The sequence below is a fragment of the Mesorhizobium sp. B2-4-13 genome (genome assembly GCF_006658535.1).
GTDB lineage: Bacteria > Pseudomonadota > Alphaproteobacteria > Rhizobiales > Rhizobiaceae > Mesorhizobium > Mesorhizobium australicum.
Genome location: NZ_VFVB01000001.1, coordinates 308,504 through 332,121, shown reverse-complemented (window position 1 = coordinate 332,121; position 23,618 = coordinate 308,504). Strand labels below are relative to the sequence as shown.

Annotated in this window: 22 protein-coding genes and 1 tRNA gene; 9 read left to right on the top strand and 14 right to left on the bottom strand. The window is 63.2% G+C overall.

The window, feature by feature from the left end; genetic code table 11:
- Positions 1-51: 51 nt before the first annotated feature.
- The 4 genes from FJ936_RS01665 to FJ936_RS01650 all read left to right on the top strand — a co-directional run bounded on the left by FJ936_RS01665 (position 52) and on the right by FJ936_RS01650 (position 5,853).
- Entirely contained in the window at positions 52-1,536 is a 1,485-nt protein-coding gene (locus FJ936_RS01665; RefSeq protein WP_140723306.1) for a glycosyl hydrolase, read from the top strand.
- Complete coding sequence (locus FJ936_RS01660) at positions 1,529-2,869, top strand: glucoamylase family protein (protein WP_141906054.1); 1,341 nt, start codon at positions 1,529-1,531, stop codon at positions 2,867-2,869. Before FJ936_RS01665 ends, FJ936_RS01660 begins: the two co-directional genes overlap by 8 nt.
- Complete coding sequence (locus FJ936_RS01655; protein ID WP_141906053.1) at positions 2,859-4,388, top strand: mercuric reductase; 1,530 nt, start codon at positions 2,859-2,861, stop codon at positions 4,386-4,388. Before FJ936_RS01660 ends, FJ936_RS01655 begins: the two co-directional genes overlap by 11 nt.
- A 205-nt stretch (positions 4,389-4,593) precedes the next feature.
- A complete protein-coding gene (locus FJ936_RS01650; protein WP_246680391.1) occupies positions 4,594-5,853 on the top strand; it encodes a glycosyltransferase family 4 protein in 1,260 nt (419 codons plus the stop codon).
- Positions 5,854-6,006: 153 nt separating this feature from the next.
- Here FJ936_RS01650 and FJ936_RS01645 read toward each other — a convergent pair whose 3' ends face one another.
- Together FJ936_RS01645 and FJ936_RS01640 are read right to left on the bottom strand one after the other, a co-directional pair.
- Entirely contained in the window at positions 6,007-6,582 is a 576-nt protein-coding gene (locus FJ936_RS01645) for a DUF1349 domain-containing protein (RefSeq protein WP_140614951.1), read from the bottom strand.
- A 64-nt stretch (positions 6,583-6,646) separates the two neighbouring features.
- Positions 6,647-8,086, bottom strand: a complete 1,440-nt coding sequence (locus FJ936_RS01640) for an aldehyde dehydrogenase family protein (RefSeq protein ID WP_141906052.1) — start codon at positions 8,084-8,086, stop codon at positions 6,647-6,649.
- A gap of 271 nt (positions 8,087-8,357) precedes the next feature.
- On the opposite strand from FJ936_RS01640, the gene FJ936_RS01635 reads away from it, so the two are divergent.
- Positions 8,358-9,017 (top strand): TetR/AcrR family transcriptional regulator, encoded by a 660-nt coding sequence (locus FJ936_RS01635; protein ID WP_181171369.1) that lies wholly within the window; start codon positions 8,358-8,360, stop codon positions 9,015-9,017.
- A gap of 81 nt (positions 9,018-9,098) precedes the next feature.
- On the opposite strand, the gene FJ936_RS01630 is transcribed toward FJ936_RS01635, so the two are convergent.
- From FJ936_RS01630 to ssuD, 10 genes are all read right to left on the bottom strand, one after another.
- Positions 9,099-9,584: a hypothetical protein gene (locus tag FJ936_RS01630; RefSeq protein WP_015314243.1), complete on the bottom strand. Its 486-nt coding sequence runs from the start codon at positions 9,582-9,584 to the stop codon at positions 9,099-9,101.
- Positions 9,585-9,751: 167 nt separating this feature from the next.
- Positions 9,752-10,999 carry an SfnB family sulfur acquisition oxidoreductase gene (locus tag FJ936_RS01625; protein ID WP_141906050.1) on the bottom strand — a complete coding sequence of 416 codons (1,248 nt, stop codon included), beginning with the start codon at positions 10,997-10,999 and terminating at the stop codon, positions 9,752-9,754.
- Between the two features lie 24 nt (positions 11,000-11,023).
- Entirely contained in the window at positions 11,024-11,815 is a 792-nt protein-coding gene (locus FJ936_RS01620) for an ABC transporter ATP-binding protein (protein ID WP_140821618.1), read from the bottom strand.
- Positions 11,816-11,882: 67 nt separating this feature from the next.
- Complete coding sequence (locus tag FJ936_RS01615) at positions 11,883-13,220, bottom strand: ABC transporter substrate-binding protein (protein WP_141906049.1); 1,338 nt, start codon at positions 13,218-13,220, stop codon at positions 11,883-11,885.
- 78 nt (positions 13,221-13,298) lie between these two features.
- The gene (locus FJ936_RS01610; RefSeq protein WP_141906048.1) at positions 13,299-14,339 is read right to left on the bottom strand and encodes a branched-chain amino acid ABC transporter permease; all 1,041 of its coding nucleotides are present in this window, start codon (positions 14,337-14,339) and stop codon (positions 13,299-13,301) included.
- Between the two features lie 3 nt (positions 14,340-14,342).
- Complete coding sequence (locus FJ936_RS01605) at positions 14,343-15,242, bottom strand: branched-chain amino acid ABC transporter permease (protein ID WP_015314248.1); 900 nt, start codon at positions 15,240-15,242, stop codon at positions 14,343-14,345.
- Positions 15,239-16,165: an ABC transporter ATP-binding protein gene (locus FJ936_RS01600; RefSeq protein WP_140791577.1), complete on the bottom strand. Its 927-nt coding sequence runs from the start codon at positions 16,163-16,165 to the stop codon at positions 15,239-15,241. Before FJ936_RS01600 ends, FJ936_RS01605 begins: the two co-directional genes overlap by 4 nt.
- 124 nt (positions 16,166-16,289) lie before the next feature.
- The gene (gene sfnG / locus FJ936_RS01595) at positions 16,290-17,393 is read right to left on the bottom strand and encodes a dimethylsulfone monooxygenase SfnG (protein ID WP_140714317.1); all 1,104 of its coding nucleotides are present in this window, start codon (positions 17,391-17,393) and stop codon (positions 16,290-16,292) included.
- A gap of 159 nt (positions 17,394-17,552) precedes the next feature.
- Positions 17,553-19,010, bottom strand: a complete 1,458-nt coding sequence (locus FJ936_RS01590; protein WP_140791575.1) for an FAD/NAD(P)-binding protein — start codon at positions 19,008-19,010, stop codon at positions 17,553-17,555.
- A complete protein-coding gene (ssuD, locus tag FJ936_RS01585; protein WP_140791573.1) occupies positions 19,007-20,179 on the bottom strand; it encodes an FMNH2-dependent alkanesulfonate monooxygenase in 1,173 nt (390 codons plus the stop codon). Before ssuD ends, FJ936_RS01590 begins: the two co-directional genes overlap by 4 nt.
- Before the next feature lie 393 nt (positions 20,180-20,572).
- On the opposite strand from ssuD, the gene FJ936_RS01580 reads away from it, so the two are divergent.
- The 4 genes from FJ936_RS01580 (at position 20,573) to FJ936_RS01565 (ending at position 22,704) form a co-directional block, all read left to right on the top strand.
- Positions 20,573-21,247: a GntR family transcriptional regulator gene (locus tag FJ936_RS01580; protein WP_140791571.1), complete on the top strand. Its 675-nt coding sequence runs from the start codon at positions 20,573-20,575 to the stop codon at positions 21,245-21,247.
- Between the two features lie 190 nt (positions 21,248-21,437).
- Positions 21,438-22,139, top strand: a complete 702-nt coding sequence (locus FJ936_RS01575; protein WP_140791568.1) for a Crp/Fnr family transcriptional regulator — start codon at positions 21,438-21,440, stop codon at positions 22,137-22,139.
- An 83-nt stretch (positions 22,140-22,222) separates the two neighbouring features.
- A complete protein-coding gene (locus tag FJ936_RS01570; protein ID WP_140723336.1) occupies positions 22,223-22,468 on the top strand; it encodes a hypothetical protein in 246 nt (81 codons plus the stop codon).
- A gap of 8 nt (positions 22,469-22,476) precedes the next feature.
- Positions 22,477-22,704 (top strand): hypothetical protein, encoded by a 228-nt coding sequence (locus tag FJ936_RS01565; RefSeq protein ID WP_140723339.1) that lies wholly within the window; start codon positions 22,477-22,479, stop codon positions 22,702-22,704.
- Between the two features lie 83 nt (positions 22,705-22,787).
- Here FJ936_RS01565 and FJ936_RS01560 read toward each other — a convergent pair.
- Together FJ936_RS01560 and FJ936_RS01555 are read right to left on the bottom strand one after the other, a co-directional pair.
- Positions 22,788-22,863 (bottom strand) — tRNA-Ala (locus FJ936_RS01560).
- A gap of 173 nt (positions 22,864-23,036) precedes the next feature.
- Positions 23,037-23,426 (bottom strand): TIGR02300 family protein, encoded by a 390-nt coding sequence (locus FJ936_RS01555; protein WP_015314256.1) that lies wholly within the window; start codon positions 23,424-23,426, stop codon positions 23,037-23,039.
- Positions 23,427-23,618: the final 192 nt, after the last annotated feature.

Genomic DNA, 23,618 nt, shown 5'->3' with positions numbered 1-23,618 from the left:
CAAATCCGCGTGAGCAGGCAACGATATGCCATCGCCGACGTATAGTCGGTGATGGAAGGTGTAGAAACGGCAAACATTTCAGACAGTTCCACGGGTGTGACCTTCCGCTGCGACCTCTGCGTCCAGGGCGAGGAATTCCCCCACTTCTGGGAACATACGGTCGGCAGCGGCCACGCGACGCTCGCCCTGCGCGCGGACTGGCAGGCGCAGATGCGCCGGGCGCATGACGAACTCGGCTTTCGCCATGTCCGTTTTCACGGGCTGCTCGATGACGACATGGGCACGCTCATCGACCAGGACGACAAGCCGCTCTATTCGTTCTTCAATGCCGATCAGATCTTCGATTTCCTGCTGTCGATCGGCATGCGCCCCTTCGTCGAGCTGAGTTTCACGCCGACGATGCTGTCGTCGTCCGGAAAGATCGTCTTCCGTTATCGCGCCAATGTCAGCGCGCCGAAGGACTACGACCAGTGGTCGACGCTGATTTCGAAGCTCGTCGCTCACTGGGTTGATCGCTACGGCCTCGACGAGGTGCGGCAATGGTTCTTCGAGGTCTGGAATGAACCCAATCTCGAGGCGTTCGGCAGCGGCAAACAGGAGGACTATTTCAAGCTGTATGCCTACACGGCAAGAGCTATCAAATCCGTCGACACGCAGTTGAAGGTCGGCGGACCAGCCACAGCCGACAATGCCTGGGTCGATGAGTTCATCGCATACTGTGGCCAGAACGGTCTTCCCGCGGACTTCGTCAGCACGCACCATTATCCGACCGATGCCTTCGGCCAGCCTGGCGACGACACCGAAGCCCAGCTCTCGAAAAGCATGCGAAGCGTCCTGCGCGAGGAGGCGCGCACCGCGCGACGGCAGGCAGGCGACCGTCCGCTCTACTACACCGAATGGTGCACATCGTCGAACCCGCGCGATCCCATGCACGACGAGCCCTATGCCGCCGCCTTCATCGTCAAGACGGTCATGGAGGCGAGAGGGCTGGTTCAGGGCTACAGCTACTGGACCTTTTCGGATATTTTCGAAGAGAATTATTTTCCATCCCTGCCCTTTCATGGTGGTTTCGGCCTGATGAACCTTCACGGCGTAGCCAAACCGGCTTACCGTGCCTTCGAAATGCTGCATGGCCTTGGAACCGAAATCCTCTCGACTCAAGGCAATCATCCCACCGTCGACAGTTGGTGTGTGCGCGACGGAAATTCGTTGACCGTGCTGATTTCCAACTTCGCCTTGCCGCGGCATCCGATCGCGAACGAGACCGTGCAGATTCAACTTGAGAATGCACGGCGGCCCGACATGGTAACCATCCGACGCGTCGATGCGGTAAATGCCAACCCCAAGGCGCTATGGGTGACAATGGGAAGTCCCGATTACCTGAGCCGAGCAATGGTAGAGCATTTGCATGCGGCCTCGGCGATGCCGGAACAACCGCAAGCGATCGCCTTCAGCGATCATGCCGTTCTGTTCGATGTCACCGTACCTGCGCAGGGCGTTGCTGCCATCAGGCTGGAGTTTTTATCGATTGCTTAGAGCAGATCCCGCCGCGCTGGCCGATGACGAACTGCTGGACCGCTGTCAACGCGCCGCCTTCGGCTATTTCCTGGAGAACGTGAACCCCGACAATGGGCTGGTCGCCGACACGTCGCGGCCCAGTTCGCCGTGCAGCATCGCCGTCGTCGGTTTTGCCCTGTCCTGCTATCCGATCGGCGTCGAACGTGGCTGGATAACGCGCGACGCGGCTGCCCGCCTGACCCTTGCGGCGCTACGCTTTTTCCAGACCAGCACGCAAGGCAGCGGTCACGACGTCACCGGCCACAAGGGTTTTTACTACCACTTTCTCGACATGAGGAGCGGCTTGCGCGTTTGGCGCTGCGAACTGTCGATGGTGGATACCGCCCTGCTGATCGCCGGCATGCTGGTGGCGAGCGCGTATTTTTCCGACGACAACGACGACGAAGCCGAAATCCGCCTCCTGGCCGAGGCGCTCTACAGGCGCGTCGACTGGCGATGGGCGCAAGGCAGCAGCCCGACGCTCCGCCAGGGCTGGAAGCCGAGGAGCGGCTTTCTGCATTATGGCTGGGAAGGCTATAACGAGGCGACGATCCTCTATGTGCTGTCGATGGCTTCTCCGGACCGCCCGACCTCGGACGACAGCTACGAGGCCTGGACGGCGACCTATCAATGGGAAAACATCTACGGCCACGACGTGCTCTATGGCGGGCCGCTGTTCATGCACCAGTTCTCGCATGCCTGGATCGATTTCGCCGGCATCCGCGACGCTTTCATGCGGGAGAAGAATTCGGACTATTTCGAAAACAGCCGCCGCTCGACATACCTTCACCGCGACTACGCCCGGCACAACCCTTACGGCTTTGACGGCTATGGCGAGAATTTGTGGGGTCTTTCGGCCGGAGACGGACCGGGCGGCTTCCGCGCCAGCGTGGAGCGGCGGACCCACCGGTTTTCCGGCTATGCCGCGCGCGGCGCGCCTTTCGGACCGGATGACGGGACAATCGCACCATGGTCCTATCCGGCGTCGCTGCCTTTCGCGCCGGACATTTGCCTGGCGGCGCTGCGTCACCTCGTCGATCGTTACCCGGAGGTGCTCGAGAATTTCCGGCTGCCGAGCGGTTTCAATCCGACATTGGCCAACCGGCGCAAATTCGGCCGCAACGGCTGGGTGTCGGAAGGCCATTACGGGCTCGACCAGGGCATCGCGGTGATGATGATCGAAAACCACCGTTCCGGACTGATCTGGAAGCTGATGCGTTCCAATCCCCATATCCGTCGCGGCCTGGGCAAGGCGGGTTTCACCGGCGGATGGCTGTCGCGGCCGGTATCCGGAGGGCTCGATGTCGCGTGAACCGACGAGAGCCGCCATCTTCCCCGTCGACAACAACGACGTCGAACTGATCAGGCGCGCGCATCCCGCGCACTGGAAGAACCCGACCGCGAACGGCCCCTACAATCTCGTTGTCATCGGCGCCGGGCCGGCAGGGCTGACCGCCGCGCGTGACGCCGCGAGCCTTGGCGCGAAGGTCGCGCTGATCGAACGCGGGCTGATCGGTGGTGCCTGTGTCAATGTCGGCGGCATCCCGTCGAAGTCGATCATCCGCACGGCCAGGCTCTATGCCGATATGCGCGATGCCGAGAGCTTTGGCGGCGACCCGCCAGACCACCTTCGTGTCGACTTTCAACGGGCGATGACACGGATGCGGCAGATACGGCAGCGGATCAGCCGTGCCAATTCGGCCGTTTCCGTCGCAGCCGAGGGCATCGACCTCTATTTCGGCGAAGCGCGCTTCGCCGGACCGGACACCGTCGTGGTCGCGGACAGGACCCTGCATTTCAAGAAGGCATTGGTCGCGACGGGCGCGCATGCGAGCGGGCCCGCGATTCCGGGGCTTGCCGAGGCCGGTTATCTCGACAACGAGACCATGTACGACCTTACGCAATGCCCGCCGCGGCTCCTCGTCATCGGCGGCGGGCCGCTCGGCTGCGAGACGGCGCAGGCTTTCTGCCTGCTCGGCGCCAAGGTCATCCTGGCGCAGAGCGATCCGATGTTCCTGCCCGGCGAGGAGCGCGACGCCGCGCAGATCCTTTCGGATGCGCTGGCGCGCGAGGGGATCGAGGTGCGGCTGAACACCGAAGTGGTGGCGGTGCGGATGGAGGGCGAGAAGAAGGCCGCCGACCTGATGCGGGATGGCGACACGACGACGATTACGGTCGATGAGATCATCACTGGCGTCGGCCGTTCACCCAACGTCGATGGCCTGGGCCTCGATGAAGCCGGCGTGGCCTATGACGCCAGCGGCATCAAGGTCGACGATTATCTGCGATCCACCAACCCAAATGTCTACGCGGCGGGCGACGTCTGCCTCGAATACAAGTTCACCCACACCGCCGAGGCAACAGCGCGCATCGTCGTGCGCAATGCCCTGTTTCGCGGCCGCGAAAGGCTCAGCGAACTCGTTATCCCCTGGTGCACCTATACCGATCCGGAGATCGCCCATGTCGGTCTCTATCCCCTGGAGGCGCGGCGCAACGGCATTCCGGTCAAGACCTATACGGTCCTGATGCACGATGTCGCCCGCGCCGTGATGGACGGCGAAGAGGAAGGGTTCGTCAAGATCCACGTCAGGGAGGGATCCGACCGCATCCTGGGGGCGACGGTCGTCGCCAGCCATGCCGGCGAGATGATCAATGCCGTGACCCTCGCTATCCGTTCGGGCATGGGATTGCATGCGTTGGCCGATGTCATCCATCCCTTCCCGACACAGGCGCAAGGCATCAAGATGGCGGGCGACGCCTACCGACGGACACGGTTCACTTCATTGCGCAGGCGCCTGGCGGCCCGTTGGCTGGCCTGGTCCAGGCGATAGGCCTTTGCGCTCGGTCCCAGCCGGATCCGCATTGCGACCGATCCGCAAGGCAAGCGCGCCGGGCATCAGACTGTGATCCAGCGCTTGACGAAAGCACGGTTCGGCTAAACAAGTCGAAGCTGATTTCTGTGGCTGCGGGGGCCTCGTTAATGTCGTCCGAGAAAGAGCTTGCGCAACTCCTGGCGCGAAGCGTCGGGCGTCCGCCTTGAGCGCGCGGCCCAATGTCGACATGCCGGCGCGCGGCAGCGGGCGACGCGTGCTGATCGTGTGCCATGAGCCGGCGTTTCCGCCGACTTCCGGCGCGGATCTGCGCAACTATCGCAATGCCGTGGCGGCGGCCGCGTTCGGACCGGTCTGCCTGGCCTCGGTGCGGCCCAGGGCCATCGCCATGACCGCGCCCAATCCGCTGATCCGCACCGAGGCGCTGTCGATCGAGGGAGAGCCCCGGACGGCTTCCATCGGATGGTGGCGTATAAGGGAGGAGCATCGCATTTCGCGCGCGGCCCTGGCGCGGCTGGAAGCACTGATCCTCGAATTCCGCCCTGACACCGTGGTGGTCGAGAGCATCGGCCTGTTCAAGCTGCTGCGGCCTTTGCGATCGCTGGCAAAGCAGCTCATCCTCGACATGCACAATGTCGAGTCCGACTTGTCCGCGCAGATGAAACGCGCCGAAGCGACCGCATCGCGCCTTTCCGTTGCCGCATCGGTGCTTGGCATCAGGCATCTCGAAAGAAAGGCGCTCGCCCTTGTCGACAGGGTCTGGGTCTGCTCGAACGAGGATCGCGAGAAGCTGATGCGCTTTGGCGGGCGCGCGATGCCCATCGATGTCGTTCCCAATGGGATTCCCAACGTCGAGGCGATTCCCAATGTGCTGCCCCCGGAACCGTCGGCCAATAGCGGCTTTCCGGTGATCCTTTTCATCGGTCATCTCGGCTATCCTCCAAACGTCGACGCCGCCGTGCGATTGGCCCGGACCATATTGCCCCGCATCCGCCAGGCCTTGCCCGACGCGAAGCTGGTTCTCGCCGGACGCGGCCCGGAACCGGCCGTGCTGGCCCTGCGCGGGTTGCCCGATGTCGAGCTCGTTGAAGATCCCGAAAGCGTGGGGCCGCTCCTGTCCAGCGCGCATCTCAGCATCATCCCGCTCAGGGCGGGCGGGGGCACGCGCATCAAGATTCTGGAGGCGATGGCCTGGGGGGTGCCGGTGATCGCGACACCGCTCGCGGCCGAGGGCCTGGGCCTGGTCGAGAACGACGAGGTGCTGCTGTCGGCCAGCGACGAAGGCTTGGCCGCCATGGCCGTCCAACTTTCACGCGACGCCGGGCGCCGGGCAAGGCAGCGCGTGCGCGCCCACCAGGCCGTATGGGCAAGGTTTGGCCCGCAGGCGATCCGCGATGCCGTCCGTGCCGGGCTTGCCCTGGATAATGACGGCGATGACGACCAGCCGTCTCGGATCACCCCATGAGCCGCCGATTATCCCGCCGATCCTGCACCGGACGTGGAAGACGGACAGCGTTCCCGAACGCTTCCAGGCCTATGCCGAGAGATGGAAGGGCCTTGGGGCCGCAATGTCCTACCGGTCCGTTCGCACACGCCACGCGGAGCCCGGTTGCCAGGGTCAGTCGTGCAGATCCCGCGCAATCGGCGGACCGACCGAAAATCCGGAGAACGTGACTTCGAAACCTTCACGCTGCGGCGAACAGCACATCAACCCGACATCGACCATCTTCGAGGTCGGGAAATAGGCGAGCCGCACCGGCTTCCAATGGCCGTCGGAAGCATCCAAATACTGGACGCGGACCGCCTCGCCGTGGCGGGTCAGGCGGATCCTGACGCCGTCAGGGCCGGCAGCAATGGCCACCAGCGACCAGTCCGAGGTGTCGTTGGTGACGACGACGGAGAAATAGGCAAGGCCATCGGTGTATTCGATGCCGGCCTTGATCCAGTGCGTTTCGCTCAGCCGGACCATCAGGCCGGCCTGATCGTAAAGCACCTCGTAGTCGCCCTTGACGGTCACTTCGGCGGTGAAATCGCCCTCGACCCGCCGATACAGGAAGTGGCCGTTGTCGCGCCAGAATCCATAGAAGGTCTCACGCCAGAAATCGGTCTCCTTGCCGGTGCGCACGCGCACGCCATCACCTTCGATGGCATGATGCGGCGGCGGGTTGAGCCAGGTCAGGTCCTGCAATGTCATCCCTTTGCACCGGTCCGTTTCCAGAGGAGGTGACGGCCCGCCGGCGGTCGGCCGGCGCGCCAGATCATCCCGCGAACGTATAGGCGGTCTTTACCGTGGTGTAGAACTCCATGGCATAGCGGCCCTGTTCGCGCGGACCGAAGCTCGAACCCTTGCGGCCACCGAAAGGAACGTGGAAATCGACGCCCGCCGTCGGTAGGTTGACCATCACCATGCCGGCTTCGGAGTTGCGCTTGAAATGCGTGGCGTGCTTGAGGCTCGTGGTGCAGATGCCCGAGGTCAGGCCGAACGGCGTGTCGTTGGCAACGGCAAGCGCCTCGTCATAATCCTGGACGCGGATGACACTGGCGACGGGGCCGAAAATCTCCTCGCGCGAACTGCGCATGGCGTTGGTGGCCTCGGTCAGCAGCGCCGGCTTGAGATAGAAGCCCGGCGTCTTGCGGTCGAGCCGTTCGCCGCCGAAAGCGAGCGTGGCGCCTTCACGGACGCCGATGGCGATATAGTCCTCGTCCTGCTTGAGCTGGGTGGCGTCGACGACCGGGCCGATCTGTGTCTGCGCGTCGAGCGCGTCGCCGATCACCAGCTTCTCCATGCGCTCCTTGAGCGCGTCGACGAAACGGTCGTGGATGCCTTTGGTGACGATCAAACGCGACGAGGCCGTGCAGCGCTGGCCGGTCGAGAAGAAGGCGCCGTTCAGCGCGCAATCGACAGCCACCGCGAGATCGGCATCGTCGAGCACGACCAGCGGATTCTTGCCGCCCATTTCAAGCTGGAACTTGCGCATGTGCTCGACGCTTGCCGCCGCGACGCGCTTGCCGGTTCCCACCGAGCCTGTGAAGGAGATGGCGTTGACGTCGGGGCTGTCGAGCATCGCCTGGCCGACCACCGAGCCCTTGCCCATGACGAGGTTGAGCACGCCCTTGGGCAGGCCGGCGCGATGCAGGATGTCGACGATGGACCAGGCGCTTTCGGGAACGAGCTCGGCCGGTTTGAAGACGATGGTGTTGCCGTGGGCCAGCGCCGGAGCGATCTTCCAGGCGGGAATGGCAATAGGGAAATTCCACGGTGTGATGATGCCGACCACGCCGACCGCTTCGCGCGTGATCTCGACGCCGACGCCCGGCCGCACGCTTGGCACCACCTCTCCCGACAGGCGCAATGTTTCGCCGGCAAAGAAATCGAATATCTGGGCGGCGCGGATGGTCTCGCCAATGCCCTCGGCCAGCGTCTTGCCTTCCTCACGCGCCAGATTGCGGCCGAGTTCATCCTTGCGCGCCATGATCTCGTCGGCCGCCTTTTTCAGCACCGCATGGCGCGCCAGCGGACCGGAGCGGGACCACGCCGGAAACGCCGCCTTGGCCGCAGCTATCGCCTGGCCCGCCTGTTCGACCCCCGCCGAAGCATATTCGCCGACGACGTCGCCGGTATCAGAGGGGTTGATGTTGCGGGAGCCGGCATCGCCGATCCATTCACCATCGATGAGGTTTTTTCGAAACGCTGTCATGTCCTTGCCTTCCTGGCTGTTGGCCGCGCGGCGGCATCTGTCTGAAGTGGTATTTGCCAGACAATTGCCTTGCGGGAAAGCACGCACTGGGCCTGGAGACCGCGACAAAAGTCCCCGGGCTGCACCAACGCCTTCGCGGCGGCGACGGAGCCGCGTCGCCAAGCAATCCGGCTAACATGGGCGGGCAGCGCTCCGGGTCAAGGCCGGATCGCCTGTACAGGCATGTCCACAATCTTGATTTGCCTGGTGTGGCGTGTCATGCGTCGTCAAGATGGCAGCAATCGAAACGACGATCCAGCGCGCCGGCGCCACCGGCAACGTCAAGGCTACCCGCGAAGACTGGCTGAAGCTGGCGCTTGAAACCCTGATCTCGGACGGCGTCGAACGCGTCCGTGTGCTGACGCTTGGCCAGCAACTCGATGTCTCGCGCTCGAGCTTCTACTGGTATTTCAAGAGCCGGCAGGATCTGCTCGACCAATTGTTGGACCACTGGCGGCAGACCAATACCCGATTCATCGTCGAGCGTGCCGCACGCCCTTCCACGACTGTCATTCGCGGGGTGATGAGCATTTTCGAATGCTGGGTGGACGAAAAGCTGTTCGATCCCCGGCTGGATTTCGCCATCCGGGCATGGGCTCGCCGCTCCCCCACCATCCGGCGTGCGCTCGACGAGGCCGACGAAGAACGCGTCACTGCCATCCGCGGCATGTTCTTGCGTCATGGCTATGAGGAGGAAGACGCGTTCGTTCGCGCTCGCGTGCTCTATTTCATGCAGATCGGCTACTATTCGCTCGAACTCAACGAACCGATGAGCAGTCGCCTGCCGCATGTTGCCGCGTATCTGCGCAGCTTCACCGGCCAGGAGCCTTCGGCTGCGGATGTCGAGGATTTTTCGCGCTACGTCGCGAAAGCGGTCTCCGGCGGCCGGTAGCCCGAAGACTCCGAACTCGTGATCCCGATAGCGCTTCGCCATGGAACGAAGAACAGGCGGCGATAGGATGGTAGGTTCCGGCTAAAGCGTAAACGACCAGAACAGGCAGGCCAGCGTGGCGGCGGCAAAGATCACGAAAAACAAGCTGCGCAGCAGTACGTTGCGGCGCAACTCGTTCATGACGAAGTGGCAACCGACGACCGCCACGGCAAACAGGAACCGCCAGTTCAACAACGCCAGAAGAGCGCTGCCCTGACCGAAGGCCCATCGGGCGAGCAGGCCGCCGACGATGGTGGCGAACAGCACAATGACAGTCCAGAAGATCGCATCGGCGGCATGGAGGAGGACGATACTGGCCGCGCGGATCGGCAGGATCATCATCAACAGCGCGCTGAAGAAGAAAATTGCCGCAAGCGGAATGAACGTTCCGGCGTCGGCGATGCCGTCGAGACGCTTGACGCCGATCGCCCCATAGGGATAGCCGTGACGGGCCACCGCAAGGCTCAGCGCCATGAGCAAGGCGGTCAAGACGGAGACGAGTGCGAAGGTCGTGAGGGCTTTGCTCATGGGGTTCCTGTCCCGAACGAATCAGACAGGAACCGGTGTAACCGATGGTCGTAAATTGCGCGTAAGCTTTCACCCGCCGCCGGCATCCCGAAGGGGATAACCGTCAGGGCAAAGCCACTCGGCGACGACCAGGTCGACCGCAGCGCGCGCCGTCCGCCTCCGGCAGATCAGCTCCAGGCGTGCAGCGGCGGATTCTCGCCGTTGAGGAAATATTTGCCAAGGATCGAATATTTCCAGCGCACCGGATCGTGCAGCGTGTGCGTGCGGGCGTTGCGCCAATGGCGATCGAGATTGTGCTCGGCCAGCGTCGAGCGCGTGCCGGCCAGTTCGAACAGCTTGTTCGTTGCGGCGATGGCGATTTCGGTCGACAGGATTTTTGCTTCCGCGGTGACGATCTGGGCATGCGCGACCGTTTCGGCTGTCGGCTCGGCCACCGCCTTGTCGATGGCATGGCCGGCCTTTTCGAGCAGCGCCTGCGCCGCGTGCAGGCGCAGCGTGAGGTCGCCGACAGCCTGGATGGTGTAGGGATCGTCCCAGGCATTGTCGAAGCCGCTGTCGATCCAGGCGCGGCTCCTGGTCCTGACAAAGTGAACCGTCTCGTCGATCGCCGCCTGGGCGATCCCGGTGTCCACCGCCACCTGGATTATCTGGAAGATGGCGCCGTCGGCGGTCGGCTTGTCGTAGCCCTTGTAGCCCGGCACCAGATACGTCTTCGGCACCTTGACGTTGTCGATGATGACGGTGCCGGAGAGCGTCGTGCGCTGGCCGAAGCTCGACCAGTCGTCGATAACGGTCAGGCCGGGCGCACCACGGTCGGCGATGGCATACCAGGCGCGACCTTCGTCATCGAGCGCCACGATCGGCACCAGATGGGCAAGCAGCGCGCCGGACGAATAGAATTTGCGGCCGTTGACGACGACATGGTCGCCGGCGTCGGTGAAGCGGGTCTCGAAATCGGCGGCGCGCTTCGAACCGAACTCGGAAAAGGCGTTGCCGAACCGGGTGCCCTTCAGCGCCTCGGTGAACAGCAGCTTCTGCTGGTCCACATCCGACACGGTGCGGATGGCCGCGATGACGCCGAGATGGTTCTGCGCGACCTGGCCGATTGAGGAATCGGCCGCCGAGATGATCTCGATCACCTTGACCAGCGTCGCATAGGACAGTTCCGGCCCGCCGAATTCCTTCGGCACATTGATCGACCACAGGCCGCTTTGGGAGAAGGCGTCGAGCTCGGCAACCGGCCAGATACGCTCGCGGTCGCGCGTGGACGCCCCCTTGACGAATTCGGCGGCGAGCGCATGGGCGATGGCGATCGCCTCCGCATCGTCCCTGATGATGTGTGCTGGTGCCGAGGGCCTTGCGACCGGCGGTACGGCGGCGGAAGCATGGTCTGTCTTGACGGTCGAGACGGTCATTTCATTGCTCCTTCAAATTTCGGTTCAGGCAACGGCGTGGAGACGGGATGGCTTGGCGGCGGGCGACGGCTGCTGGCCGAGATAGAGCGCCCTGATATCCTCGCGCTGGCGAAGATCGGCGGCCGCGCCGGACAGGACCGAGACGCCGTTTTCGAGCACAGTGGCGTGGTCGGCATAGCGAAGCGCGACCGCCGAGTTCTGCTCGGCGACCAGGATCGACAGACCGGTCTCGCGGTTGAGTTTTTTCAGCGTCTGAAAGATGTCTTGCACGATGAGCGGGGCAAGCCCCATCGAGGGCTCGTCGAGAACCAGCAGGCGCGGCCGCGACATCAGCGCGCGGCCGATGGCAGTCATCTGCTGTTCGCCACCGGAGGTGAGGCCGGACAATGTCCGGCGCTTTTCCCTGAGACGCGGAAAATAGGAATAAACCCGTTCGAGATCCGCGTTGATTTCGGCTCGGCGGCCGCTGCGGCCGATGCCGCCGGCGACCAGGTTTTCCTCGACGGTGAGGCTCTTGAAACAGTGACGGCCTTCCAGCACCTGGACCAGCCCGGCGCGTACGAGATCGCCCGGCTTGCGGCGCGAGACATCCGAGCCATCATAGCGGATGGAGCCGGCGTTGACCTGGCCGCGCTCTGCCGGCAGCAGGTTGGAGACGGCCTTCAACGTCGTGGTCTTGCCGGCGCCGTTGGCACCGAGCAGCGCCAGAATCCCACCCCGCCTGATCTCGAAGCTGACGCCATGCAGCGCCGTGATGGCGTTGATATAGGTGGCGTGGACCGCGTCCACGGCCAGGATGATGTCGTCGTTCGGCATGGCTGTTTCCGTGCTTTGCGGATGGGCCGGGCGCCGCGGATGGTGTCCACGGCACCCGGCCCGGAGATCAGTTGGTGGTCACGGCGTTGGCATCGTCGGCGGTGCGCAGCTTGATGCCCTTCTCGGCGGCATAGGCCTCGGCCGACTTCTCGATGATCGGCCGCAGCAGCGCCCAATCCGGCGCGATCCAGTCGGAAACGACGTTCCACTTCTTGCCGTCCCACTGCTGGAAGGTCACGTAGCCCTCGCCCTCGTGGTTATCCCAGCTGACATTGATCGAGTGGAACAGGTCCTTGGCGCCGAGCGTCTCGACCTTGGCCGGGTCGAGCTTGAGGTGTTCGAAGCCCCAGCGGACTTCGTCGCCGGTCAGCGTGCGATGGCCGAACTTCTCCTGCGCGACGCGGATCGCCTCGACATTCAGGATGCCGTTGACGATGCCGAGATTGTGGTAGACAGAGCCGATGCGCGACTTGTCTTCGAGATTGCCCTTGCCGGCGCCGTAGACGGTCTTCACGATCTCCTGCACCACCGGATAGGTGTTGCCCGAGGCCTGGGTGGTGATGGCGGTGTAGCCCTTGGCGGCATCGCCGGCGGGGATGACGTCCTCTTCCGAATTCGACCAGACATTGCCGACGATGTGGTCGACGGGATAGCCGACCTTGACCGCCGTCTTCAGCGCCACCGGGTTCATCACGCCCCAGCCGCGCAGGACGACGAAATCAGGCTTGGCGCGGCGGATGGTCAGCCATTGCGACTGCTGTTCGTTGCCGGGATGCGGCACCTCGATCTGCTGCACGGTGAAGCCATATTTCTGCGCCAGCAAATCATATATCGGGATGGTCTCCTTGCCGTAGGGCGAGCCGTGATAGAGCACGACGATCTTCTTGCCCTTGAGCTTGTCGATGCCGCCTTCCTTGGCGGCGATATAGTTCACGATGCCTGACGTCTCGCTGTAGGGGTTGAGCAGCAGCGGGAAGACGTAAGGGAAGACGCGCCCGTCGGTGGAGTCGGTGCGGCCATGGTTGACCGTGATCAGCGGCACTTTGTCGGCGGTGATACGGTCGATCATCGCATAGGCGATGCCCACTGAGAGCGGGTTCCAGGCAGCGGCACCCGCATGGCTCTTCTGCCGCTCGTAGCATTCGACGCCGCGCTCGACCTCATACTGGGTCTCACACTCGTCCCAGGTCAGCTTGACGCCGTTGACGCCGCCGTCGCGGATGTTGATGAGGTTGAGATAATCGATGAAGCCGCCGAAGAAGCCGGTGCCGCCGGCCGCGTAGGGTCCGACGCGATAGCTCTGCAGCGGGAAATATTGTTCGTCGGCATGAGCTGATGGCAAGGCCACCGACACAATCATCGCCGCGGACAAAGCCGCCGCCTTGATGGTGCTGAGGAAGGTCATGGCTAGGTACTCCCGGTATGGGCCGTCTTTGGTCCGGCCTCTGGTTCATTTTCGAATAGGATTCTGGAGTGCGAGGGCTCAGGTCGGTTGCCAAGCGAACAGGAGCCGTCTTCGGATCCTGTCCCACAGGGCCACCAGCCCGTCGGGTTCGAGGATCAGAAACAGGATGATGAGGACGCCGAGCACGATGCGCTGGCTCATGTCGAGCACGCCCGAATCGAAGACATCGCCAAGCAGGAAGCCGCCGAGGCGCGACAGTGCGAGCGGAAAGACCACGATCAGGGCGGCGCCGAAGAATGCGCCGCGGATCGAGGCGAGGCCGCCGATGATGATGATGAACATTATCTGGAACGAGCGGTCGAGATCGAAGCCATCCGGCTCGACGGTCCTGAGATAAGCGAACGCCCAGATGACACCGGCGACGCCGATGACGAAGGACGAGATGGCAAAGGCCAGAAGCTTGGTCTTCAAGACCGGGATGCCGATGATGCGGGCGGCGGTCTCGTTGTCGCGGATGGCGATGAAGTTTCGTCCCGTCTGCGACGACACCAGCCGATAGGCGAAGAAGGTCAGGATGACGACGATGGTCAGCGCAAAGAAATAGCGGCCGACGGGGCCATCGAGTGTGAAGCCTGAAAACGACAGCCTGGGCGCGTCGATGACGCCGGATGCAGAGTTGTTGGAAAACCAGCTGAACTTGGTCAGCGCCCATTGCACGAAGAACTGCGCGGCAAGCGTCGAAACCGCCAGATAAAAACCTTTCAGCCGCAGGCTCGGCAAGCCGAAGACGATGCCGATCGCGGCGGCCACGATGCCGGCGAGGAAAATGCTGCCGATCAGTGGCAGGCCTTCGACGCGCAGGTTGAAATTATAGGCGGCAAAGACGCCTGCCGCCATGAAAGCGGCGCTACCCAGCGAAACCTGGCCGGCATAGCCGGTCAGGATGTTGAGGCCGACACCGGCGAGGCTGAGTGCCAGGAACGGCAGCAGGATGGCCTCGAACAGGTAGCTCGAGCCGATCAGCGGCACGACGCCATAGGCGAAGGCGAGCAGGAGTACGGGGGCCACCCATTTCGGCAGCACCGTCACGGCGGAAAAGTCGCTTGTAGTCGCGGCCATGGCTCAGACCCTTTCGACGAGCTTCTGGCCGAACAGGCCGGAAGGACGGATCAGGAGGAAGACAAGCGCGACGACATAGGCGAACCAGCTCTCGATGCCGCCGCCGAAATAATCGCCGATATAGACCTCGGCGAGCTTCTCGCTGGCGCCGATCAGGAGCCCGCCGACAATGGCGCCAAGAATGGAATCGAAGCCGCCAAGCACCAGCACCGGCAGCGCCTTGAGCACCACCAGCGACAGCGAGAACTGCACCCCTAGGCGGGCGCCCCAGAGCAGCCCGGCGACCAGCGCGACCAGGCCGGCCGCCGCCCAGACGGTGGCCCAGATCAGTGGCAGACGCAGGCCAACCGCGAGTGCGGCGAACTGGTCGTCCGCGACGGCGCGGAAGGCGAGGCCGATGCGGGTGTAGCGGAAGAACAGCGACAGCAGGAGAACCATGCCGGCCGCGACCACCGCCGCAAAAATATCGAACTGGCTGATCAGCACGCCGCCGACTTCCAGCGGCACATCCTCGATGCCGAGGTCAAGACCATGGACCTGCGTCCCCCAGATCAGTTGGGCGGCGCCCTCGATGATGTAGGACAGGCCAAGCGTCGCCATGAACAGGGTGATCGGCGGCTTGTTGGTCAGCGGCCTCAGCACCGTGCGCTCGATGGCGATGCCGATCGCCACCATGATGGCGAACGTTGCCACCAACGCCAGTGCAAACGGAACACCGCGTTCGACAAGGCTGACGAAGGTAAGGGCGGCGAACAGCAGCATCGCGCCTTGGGCGAAGTTGAGCACGCCCGAGGTCTTGTAGATCAGCACGAAGCCGATCGCGACCAGCGAATACATGACGCCGGAGAGCAGCCCGCCGACGAGCACCTCGATGAAGAACTGATAGTCGAAGTCGGCGATCATATGCCCGCCCCGTCCTCATTGTCTGAGGCGACGCCCAGATAGGCATCGATGACGCGCTGGTCGTTGCGGACCTCGTCGGGTGTGCCGTCGGCAATCTTGCGGCCATGGTCGAGAACGGCGACACGGTCGGACAGGCCCATGACGACGCCGACATCGTGTTCGATCAGGACGACGGTGGTGGCAAAGCGGTCACGCGCGGCGCGCACGAAAGCAGCCATTTCGCTTTTCTCACCTGATGTCATGCCGGCCATCGGTTCGTCGAGCAGCAGCAGGCGCGGCTCCACGACCAGCGCCCGGGCGAGTTCGACCCGCTTCCGCAGCCCGTAGGGCAGCGTGCCGGCAAGACGATCGCGCACGGCGGTGAGGTCGAGAAATTCGAGAATCTGATCGGCGCGGCTGCGTGTCTCACGTCGCTCGCCGCGCGATCGTCCGATGCCGAGCACCTGGCCGGCGAAGTTGGAACGGACCTTGTAGGCAAGGCCGGTGGCGACATTGTCGAGGACGCTCAGTCCCTTGAACAAAGCAAGGTTCTGGAAAGTCCGGGCGACGCCGAGATGCGCCAGCCGCTGCGTCGGCACCTGCGCATAGTCGATTCCGGCAAGCTGGACCTGGCCGCGATCCGGCCGGTAGACACCGCTGATGACATTGATCAGCGAGCTCTTGCCGGCGCCGTTCGGGCCGATAATGGCGCGGATTTCACCTGATCGAACAGACAGATCGATGTCGGCCAGCGCGACGACGCCGCCGAACGACAGGCCGATGGCCTGGAGTGAAAGCATCGGAGATGTGGCCACCGCAGTGCCTGTTACCGGTGCGGTATGACCTTCGGACGGCTGCAGCGCCGAGGGCAGGCCGCGCGCGAAAACTTCCGGCGCATAGACCGAGGCTTCCATCACGCCTATGGCATAGCTGGGCAACGGCATTCCAATCGTCCTCGATTTCGCCCGCAGGCGCACGAATTCTCGATGCCGCCCGAAAAGATCGAGCGCGCTTGAAAACCTTCATTCGGGTGCTGGCCGGATTACCCGGCCAGCCTTGGAGAGATGACTATTCCGCTGCCAGCGAAGCCGCCTGCCCGGCATCCTCCAGCTCGCGAACGAGCGGGATGACATGCTTGCCGAAATACTCGACCTCTTCCTGGAAATGCAGGAAGCCGAGCAGGATGAGATCAGCGCCGGCGCTCTTCAAATCGACGATGCGCTCGGCAACCTGTCTCGGCGTGCCGATCAGGTTGGAGCGAAAACCGTCATTGTACTGGACGAGGTCGTCGAAGGAGGACTTCGCCCAATTGCCCTCGCCTTCCGGCGAGGCCTTGCCGGCGTTCTTGACCTCGTGGCCGAAGGCGTTGACCGCTTCCGGATTGGCCCTGGCGATGATCTCTGCAAGCACCGCCTTGGCCTCGTGCTCGGTCTCGCGGACAATGGCGAAGGCGTTGACGCCGACCTTGACGGAATGATTGCTGGCCTTTGCCTTGGTCTTGAGATCATCGACCTGTTTGGCGATTTCGGCCGGCGTGTTGCCGTTGGTGAAATACCAGTCGGAGACGCGTGATGCCATGTCGCGTGCCGCGCGCGACGAGCCGCCCTGGAAGATCTCGGGCAGCGGCCGCGGCGGCTTCGGTTTCAGCGAGTATTCGTTGAAGCGGTAGAAGTCGCCTCGGAAGGTGAAGCTGTCTTCAGTCCATATGCCGCGCAGCGCACGGATGAATTCCTCGGAGCGACGGTAGCGCTCATCATGGTCAAGCCAATGCTCACCGATGGCGTGGAACTCGCCACGGAACCAGCCGGAGACGAGATTGATGGCGACACGGCCGTTGGTCAGGTAGCTGATGGTGGCAATCTGCTTGGCCGCCAGCGCGGGATTCCAAGGGCCGGGCAGGATCGCGGCGATCACCTTCAGCGTCGTGGTGGCGGCCAGCAGGTCATGGCTGAATGCCACCGATTCATGCTGCTCGTCGGCGCCGTAGCCGGCGGTGAAACGGATCTGGCTCAGCGCGTAGTCGAAACCGGCCTTTTCGGCGATCTGTGCCAGCTTGCGGTTGTACTCGGCTGAATGGCTGGTGCGCTGCTCGATGTCGGAGATCACCAGGCCGCCCGAAACATTGGGCACCCAGTAGGCGAATTTGACCGCGTCGGTTCCTGCATGTGCCATGAATTGTCTCCCAGTCAGGCTGTTGATCGGTCCAGCCGCAGCCGGTGTCGCTATATTTATTATGTTTAGGGAATTTATATACAAAGGAGGATTTTCCGTTTTTGGCGCACTTGCGGGACGGAAATACCAATTTTGCCCGGCCATGCCGGCTTGCGGTTGTCAGCCCGCGACCGCAACGCCCCCGGCATTGGGGCCAACCGCTCCGCCTGAAGAAGATGTGTCGAGCAGCCCCGCGATCTCGACTGCGACCCTTTGGGCATGGCGAGCAACCTCCGGCAGGCCCATGAGTTCGCCAAAGGTGCCTCGCGCCAGCGGACCGGCGACGAAAAGCCCGACAACCGCCTTGTCATCGCCACCGACGGCGCGACTATCGAAGCTCGTCTCGATACCGAGCCCGTATGCGTCCGCCCTGATCAGACTGGCCTCAGTCAGGGAACGCAGCGCCGGATTTGACTGGAGCGCCTGCCCGTGGGCCGGCCCCGTCGTGTTGATGACGGCATCAAAGCTTGCCGTCTCGATTCGCGTCTGTCCGCGCCGTTGGAAGCTGACCGCGAGGCTGTCGCCCTCGTCGTTCGACGCGACAAGCCGGGCGGCAATGGTGTCGAATGTGCCGGCGGTCTGGCGGCGGTCGAGGACGGAAGCCACCTGCGGTGCGATCCTGAAGCGATGCACGTCCCAGAACACGCGCAGCTGGCGGACCAGCCTTGCCTGCTCTTGCGGAGCGAGGGCGGACCACAGCACCGGCCCTTGCATGCGCAATTGGTCAAAGACCGACTGCCAGTTGACGTTGGCGGCTCGCGCCGCGGCCAGCGTGGCGCGAATGTTCTTCAGCAGGCCAAGTGCGGATGTGGCCGGCACCGACGCAAAGTCGCCGAAGGGCTCATGTCTGATATCCGGGTGGCCGCGCGAACGCAGTCCGCGGCGCGACAGCGCCAGGATGCGGCCGCGATGACCCCGGCGGTCAAGCTCGGCCACCATGTCGGCCGAGGTCAGTCCGGAGCCGACGATCAGGACCGACGCCTCCGGCCCGATCCCAGCGAGTGCCGACGGCGCGTAGGGATCGGCGATGAAGCTAGGTGCTTCAGCCAACAGGGCAAGTGCTGCCGGGATGGCCGGCAGAGGATGAGTCGCGGCGAGCACGACGATGTCGGCCGCGACAGGTCCGGCTAAGGTCTGTACGGTCCAGCCCGCGCCGTTGGCTCGAATTACCCGGGTGGCCTGAGCTTCGACATGACGGATAGCGCCCGAGTCGAGCCAAGGTGCGAGCTGCTCGGCGACATAGCGACCGAACACCCGCCGGCGCGGAAATACGTCGCCGTTCTTCCACAGCGCATCCGGGTCCCGCTCGATTTCGCCACTGCCCTCCAGCCAGCGCGCAAAATGCTGCTGGTCTTCGGGAACCATGCTCATCCGGACGGCCGGGACGTTGACGCGGTGCGACGGCTCATCGCTGGAATAGGCAAGACCGCCGCCGAGCGCGGAACGCGGTTCGATCACCGAGATCGACAGGCGCTCCGGCCCATGCGCCCGCGCAAGGTGCCAAGCGACCGCCGCGCCGGAAAAACCACCGCCGATTATGGCGACGCGCGATCGGCGGACCGGAGGCAGCGCGTTCACGAGGCGCTGGCGAGCGACTTCGGCCGATGGTCACCGGCAATGGTCTCGCCGAACGGCCCGGTATTGACCGACGACCCGGCCGACTTGACCGGATGATCGGTCGGCAGTTTCGGCAGCACCAGTTCGCCGAAGCGATAGGCTTCCTCCAGATGCGGGTAGCCGGACAGAATGAAGGTGTCGATGCCGAGGCGACGGTATTCATCGATGCGCTCGGCGATCGTATCCGGGTCGCCGACCAGTGCCGTTCCCGCACCGCCGCGCACCAGGCCGACGCCGGCCCATAGATTGGGCGCGATCTCGAGCTTGTCACGGTTGCCGCCATGCAGCGCGCTCATGCGCGCTTGGCCGACCGAATCCATGCGGCCGAACACTTTCTGCGCCGAAGCGATCGTCGCGTCGTCGAGCCGACTGATCAGGCTGGCGGCGGCGGCCCAGGCCCGTTCAGTGGTTTCACGGGCGATGACATGCAGACGAATGCCGAAGGAGAGTTTGCGGCCGGCCTTGTCGGCCAGTCCGCGCACGGCATCGAGCTTGCGTCCGACGTCGGCCGGGGGTTCGCCCCAGGTCAGATATTTGTCGATTTCCTGCGCCGCGACTGCCGATCCAGCATCCGATGAGCCACCGAAATAGAGCGGCGGATAGGGCGCCTGCACCGGCGGGAACAGCAACCTTCCGTCCTCGATGCGGAAATGCTTGCCCTGGTGCTCGACCGTCTCACCGCTCAGCACCCGTTTGTAGATCTGGAGGAATTCCTGCGTCACCTCATAGCGCTCGGCATGCGAGAGAAAGATCCCATCGCCCTTGTTTTCCAGCGGATCGCCGCCGGTGACGACATTGATCAACAGGCGGCCGTTGGAGATGCGGTCGAGCGTGGCTGTCATGCGCGCGGCAAGCGTCGGCGACTGCAAGCCGGGCCGTACGGCGACGAGGAAACGCAGCCGCTCTGTCAGTGGCGCCAGCGCCGAGGCAATCACCCAGGAATCCTCGCAGGCCCGGCCGGTCGGCAACAGCACGCCGTAATAGCCAAGCGTGTCGGCCGCTTTCGCCACTTGCGACAGATAGGGCAGATCGACGGCCCTGCCGCCCTCGGTCGTGCCGAGATAACGGCTGTCGCCATGCGTCGGCAGGAACCAGAGAACCTTGATGCGGTCGGGGACATCTCGGGTCATGCCTTGCCTCCTGTGGTTCGGCGGTAGCGGCCCGGCTCCGGCACGGTTGAGAGTAGACGCAAAAATGCTGGCATGGCGTGGTCCTGTGCAGGAAACAGATCGCCCATGCAGATTGCTTATTCTATAAAATCTGTAGAGTTAGTTTATTCTAAATCCGTGCACGCAATTGGAAATTCTTCCTCATGCCCGCCGCCTGCGAGCGGAGAGGGCCGGCTCGACCGCGTTGACGTTGTCCTTGCGCCGCCTTGGAAGGGTTGGCGGCCTCCTTCCAGGCGTCGAGTGACTTGGCCACCCCCTCCATTGTCGACAGGGACGCCTCCGCATTGGGTGCATTCCAATTTACGTTCCAATATAATCCGATCATTTCTGGTGAACGAACGCTACGGATTTGCCATGGACCTTGACCCTTCGACCCTCAATCGGGCTTTGCCGCTGCGCGATCAGATCTATCAGAAGATCCGCAACCTGATCGTCGTCGGACAGATGAAGCCGGGGGAAGTGATCAACGAGGTGGCCATCGCCGAAGCGCTCGGCGTTTCGCGCACCCCGGTGCGGGAAGCGGTGAAGCGCATCAGCGACGAAGGCCTGGTCAATATCCTGGCGCAGACCGGCACCTATGTCGCGCCGATCAGCCGCGCCGACCTCGAGGAGGCCTACGTCATCCGGCGGGCGCTGGAAATGGAGAGCGCCAGGCGCGCGGCCATCAAGCTCACGCCGGCATCCGCCGAATTGCTGGAGGACAATATGGCGGCGCACAAGCTCGCCATCGCGCGCGGCCGATATGCCACCGCGATCCAACTCGACGATGTCTTTCATCGCACCATCGCCGAAATCTGCGGCCTGCCGATGATCTGGCGAGCGGTCGACATCTCCAAGGCGCAGATGGACCGCGGCCGCTATCTCGCCATTCCAAAGCCCGGCTATGGCGAACAGACGATCGAGCAGCACGGGGCCATTCTCAAGGCCCTGAGGCGGCACGATGCCGAGGGCGCCGCACAAGCGATGGAACACCACCTCGAGACGTCGTTCCGCAACACGCTCGAAGTCGCCGCGGACCTTCTCGGCTGAAGCCTCCTCGGCGTCTAGCAGCGCTGCTGCTCCCGGAGATGCTTGACGGTCAATGCTCTTAGCTTTCCACGCAGGCGCAGTCGTTTGCCAAGCCCGCGCATGAAGCGTAAGATCAGCCATCGGCCGCCGTTTGTCCGGATGCAGCCGACAGTAAGAGGGTACATGCTCTTGCCCGATAGGGAGAAGAGCCATGCCTCAATCCACCTTTCGCAACCATGTTCTGAAAACCCTCACGCCTGAGGATTTCGGGCTTTTACGGCCGTCGATGCATCACGTCGAACTGGCCATCAAAGCCCGGCTGGAGATCGCGTACCAGCCGATCGAGCAGGTCTATTTTCCCGAGACGGGTATCGCGTCAGTGGTCGCCGCCATGACCGGGGGGCGGCAAAGCGAAGTCGGCATCATCGGCCGCGACGGCATGACGGGGGTAGCGGTCGTTCTCGGCCAGGACCGATCTCCCAATGAAACCTATATCCAGGTCGCCAGCGACGGCTGGTGCCTGCCGGTTGAACATCTGCGCATTGCGATTGCCGAGAGCCAGACCCTCCGCCCGTCGCTGCTTCGCTACGCCCACGCATTCCTGATCCAGTCGTCGCGAACGGCGCTGGTCAATGGCCATTCGAAAATCGAGGAACGGCTCGCCCGCTGGTTGCTGATGGTCAACGATCGCGCTGAAGGAGATATCATCTATCTGACGCATGAATTTCTGGCGACCATGCTTGGCTCCAGGCGCCCGGGCGTTACCACCGCCCTCCAAATGCTCGAATACCGGGGGCTGGTTCATGCCAAGCGCGGCGAGATCACGATCGTCGACCGCACCGGAATGATTAAACTCACGGATGGTGCCTATGGCGAGGAGGAGCAACATCACTTCAGCGCAGAGGTTGGCTGATTGTCTGGAACCGGACATAGGGTTGAAGACCACCAAAGTCCTGCCGTAAACCATGTTGGTCAGGATTCAGGGAGGAATTCTCGATGACCAACTCTTTTCACTCCATCACGGTTGAAAGAGCCGCCGAAGCCTATGTTCTTTCCAGGGGCAAGGCACGCTTTCTCTCCGTTGCGCAGGCAATACGCGCCATCCGAACACTCATGCCCGCATGCAGGGCTACCGACCGCGAGTTGGAGGAGTTGCTGGCGACCGCATCCCTCGTTCACGGCGTACCCGTGGCCTTCGACACAAACCTAGCCGATGGCGTAGCGCCGCAGCTCCATTCGTAGGGGCGGAGATGCCTGCGCTCGCGCAGACACCTACCCTGTCGGACGTTCGCCAAGCGATTGTCCGCTGCCTGATCGACACCGTCGACAGGCCGTGCATTTCGATATCCGAGGTGAGCCACGAGGTGAGGAGAATGTTCCCGCTTTGCGAACTCACGGATTGGGAACTTGGCGATCTCATTGCGCGAAGCGCGATCGACGCGGGATTTGCCGTCGAGTTCGGCGCTGACGCTCCGTGATCGCGCAAATCAGGCATCGCCAATGGTTGAACAGGTCGGAGATGTCCCGCCGAAACAAAGCGTTTCCTTGCCTGGAAGGTAACTGGTGGAGCCAATCGGGATCGAACCGACGACCTCTTGAATGCCATTCAAGCGCTCTCCCAACTGAGCTATGGCCCCACTCCCGGCGGTCAGCCGGCGCCGTTTCCGGCGAGAGATCGGCGCGGGTTGGAAGACCGCGCCGTTAGTGCAGGCGGCTTCTAACCCCGCCATTCCCAGATATCAAGCCTTCATCGGCGGCTTTTTCTTCACAGGGCGTGAAAGCCGGCAAACGCTTACGTTCGAGGCCTTTGTCAGACTTCGTCGTCGTCGTCGCCGACGCCGATCATGTCGGAAACGTCGTCGTCTTCTTCCTCTTCGTCGGCAAGGAAGGTGTCATCCTCGTCGTCGCCGAGGTCGACGTCATCCTCGTCGTCACCGAGATCGGGAAGATCGTCGCTCTTGGCGTCGTCTTCCGCCTCTTCGAGCGAGACGACCTCGACGCCCTCTTCCTCCTCGGCGTCCACTTCCTTCTCGGCCACTTCCTCTTCCTCCTCGACGGCGGCGATCTTGCCTTCTTCGAAATAGGAGCGCGGATAGGTCTTGCCCGTATAGGGCGAGACGATCGGGTCCTTGTTCAGGTCGTAGAATTTCCGGCCCGTTTCCGGGTCGATGCGTTTTGTGCCAAGTTCGGTTTTTGCCACGGCAAGCCTCGTCGATAAAAGAGTGGTCCCCTTAACCACAGTTTGCAGCGCTGTCAAAGCGAAAAGCCGGCGTCACAAAACCAAGCACTGAAAGGCCTCGCGCCAAGTGACGAGCATGGGGATGACCATTTCGTCCCGCCGTGATACGAGACCGCCGCAACAAATGAAAAGCGTCGGCACGCCGGCAATCCG

Excerpts from the sequence above, each read along its gene's own strand:
- FJ936_RS01665 (WP_140723306.1), top strand. The coding sequence starts at position 52 with ATGGAAGGTGTAGAAACGGCAAACATTTCAGACAGTTCCACGGGTGTG.
- FJ936_RS01655 (WP_141906053.1), top strand. The coding sequence starts at position 2,859 with ATGTCGCGTGAACCGACGAGAGCCGCCATCTTCCCCGTCGACAACAAC.
- FJ936_RS01645 (WP_140614951.1), bottom strand. The coding sequence starts at position 6,582 with ATGACATTGCAGGACCTGACCTGGCTCAACCCGCCGCCGCATCATGCC.
- FJ936_RS01640 (WP_141906052.1), bottom strand. The coding sequence starts at position 8,086 with ATGACAGCGTTTCGAAAAAACCTCATCGATGGTGAATGGATCGGCGAT.
- FJ936_RS01635 (WP_181171369.1), top strand. The coding sequence starts at position 8,358 with ATGGCAGCAATCGAAACGACGATCCAGCGCGCCGGCGCCACCGGCAAC.
- FJ936_RS01630 (WP_015314243.1), bottom strand. The coding sequence starts at position 9,584 with ATGAGCAAAGCCCTCACGACCTTCGCACTCGTCTCCGTCTTGACCGCC.
- FJ936_RS01625 (WP_141906050.1), bottom strand. The coding sequence starts at position 10,999 with ATGACCGTCTCGACCGTCAAGACAGACCATGCTTCCGCCGCCGTACCG.
- FJ936_RS01620 (WP_140821618.1), bottom strand. The coding sequence starts at position 11,815 with ATGCCGAACGACGACATCATCCTGGCCGTGGACGCGGTCCACGCCACC.
- FJ936_RS01615 (WP_141906049.1), bottom strand. The coding sequence starts at position 13,220 with ATGACCTTCCTCAGCACCATCAAGGCGGCGGCTTTGTCCGCGGCGATG.
- FJ936_RS01610 (WP_141906048.1), bottom strand. The coding sequence starts at position 14,339 with ATGGCCGCGACTACAAGCGACTTTTCCGCCGTGACGGTGCTGCCGAAA.
- FJ936_RS01605 (WP_015314248.1), bottom strand. The coding sequence starts at position 15,242 with ATGATCGCCGACTTCGACTATCAGTTCTTCATCGAGGTGCTCGTCGGC.
- FJ936_RS01600 (WP_140791577.1), bottom strand. The coding sequence starts at position 16,165 with ATGCCGTTGCCCAGCTATGCCATAGGCGTGATGGAAGCCTCGGTCTAT.
- sfnG (WP_140714317.1), bottom strand. The coding sequence starts at position 17,393 with ATGGCACATGCAGGAACCGACGCGGTCAAATTCGCCTACTGGGTGCCC.
- ssuD (WP_140791573.1), bottom strand. The coding sequence starts at position 20,179 with ATGACCCGAGATGTCCCCGACCGCATCAAGGTTCTCTGGTTCCTGCCG.
- FJ936_RS01580 (WP_140791571.1), top strand. The coding sequence starts at position 20,573 with ATGGACCTTGACCCTTCGACCCTCAATCGGGCTTTGCCGCTGCGCGAT.
- FJ936_RS01575 (WP_140791568.1), top strand. The coding sequence starts at position 21,438 with ATGCCTCAATCCACCTTTCGCAACCATGTTCTGAAAACCCTCACGCCT.
- FJ936_RS01570 (WP_140723336.1), top strand. The coding sequence starts at position 22,223 with ATGACCAACTCTTTTCACTCCATCACGGTTGAAAGAGCCGCCGAAGCC.
- FJ936_RS01565 (WP_140723339.1), top strand. The coding sequence starts at position 22,477 with ATGCCTGCGCTCGCGCAGACACCTACCCTGTCGGACGTTCGCCAAGCG.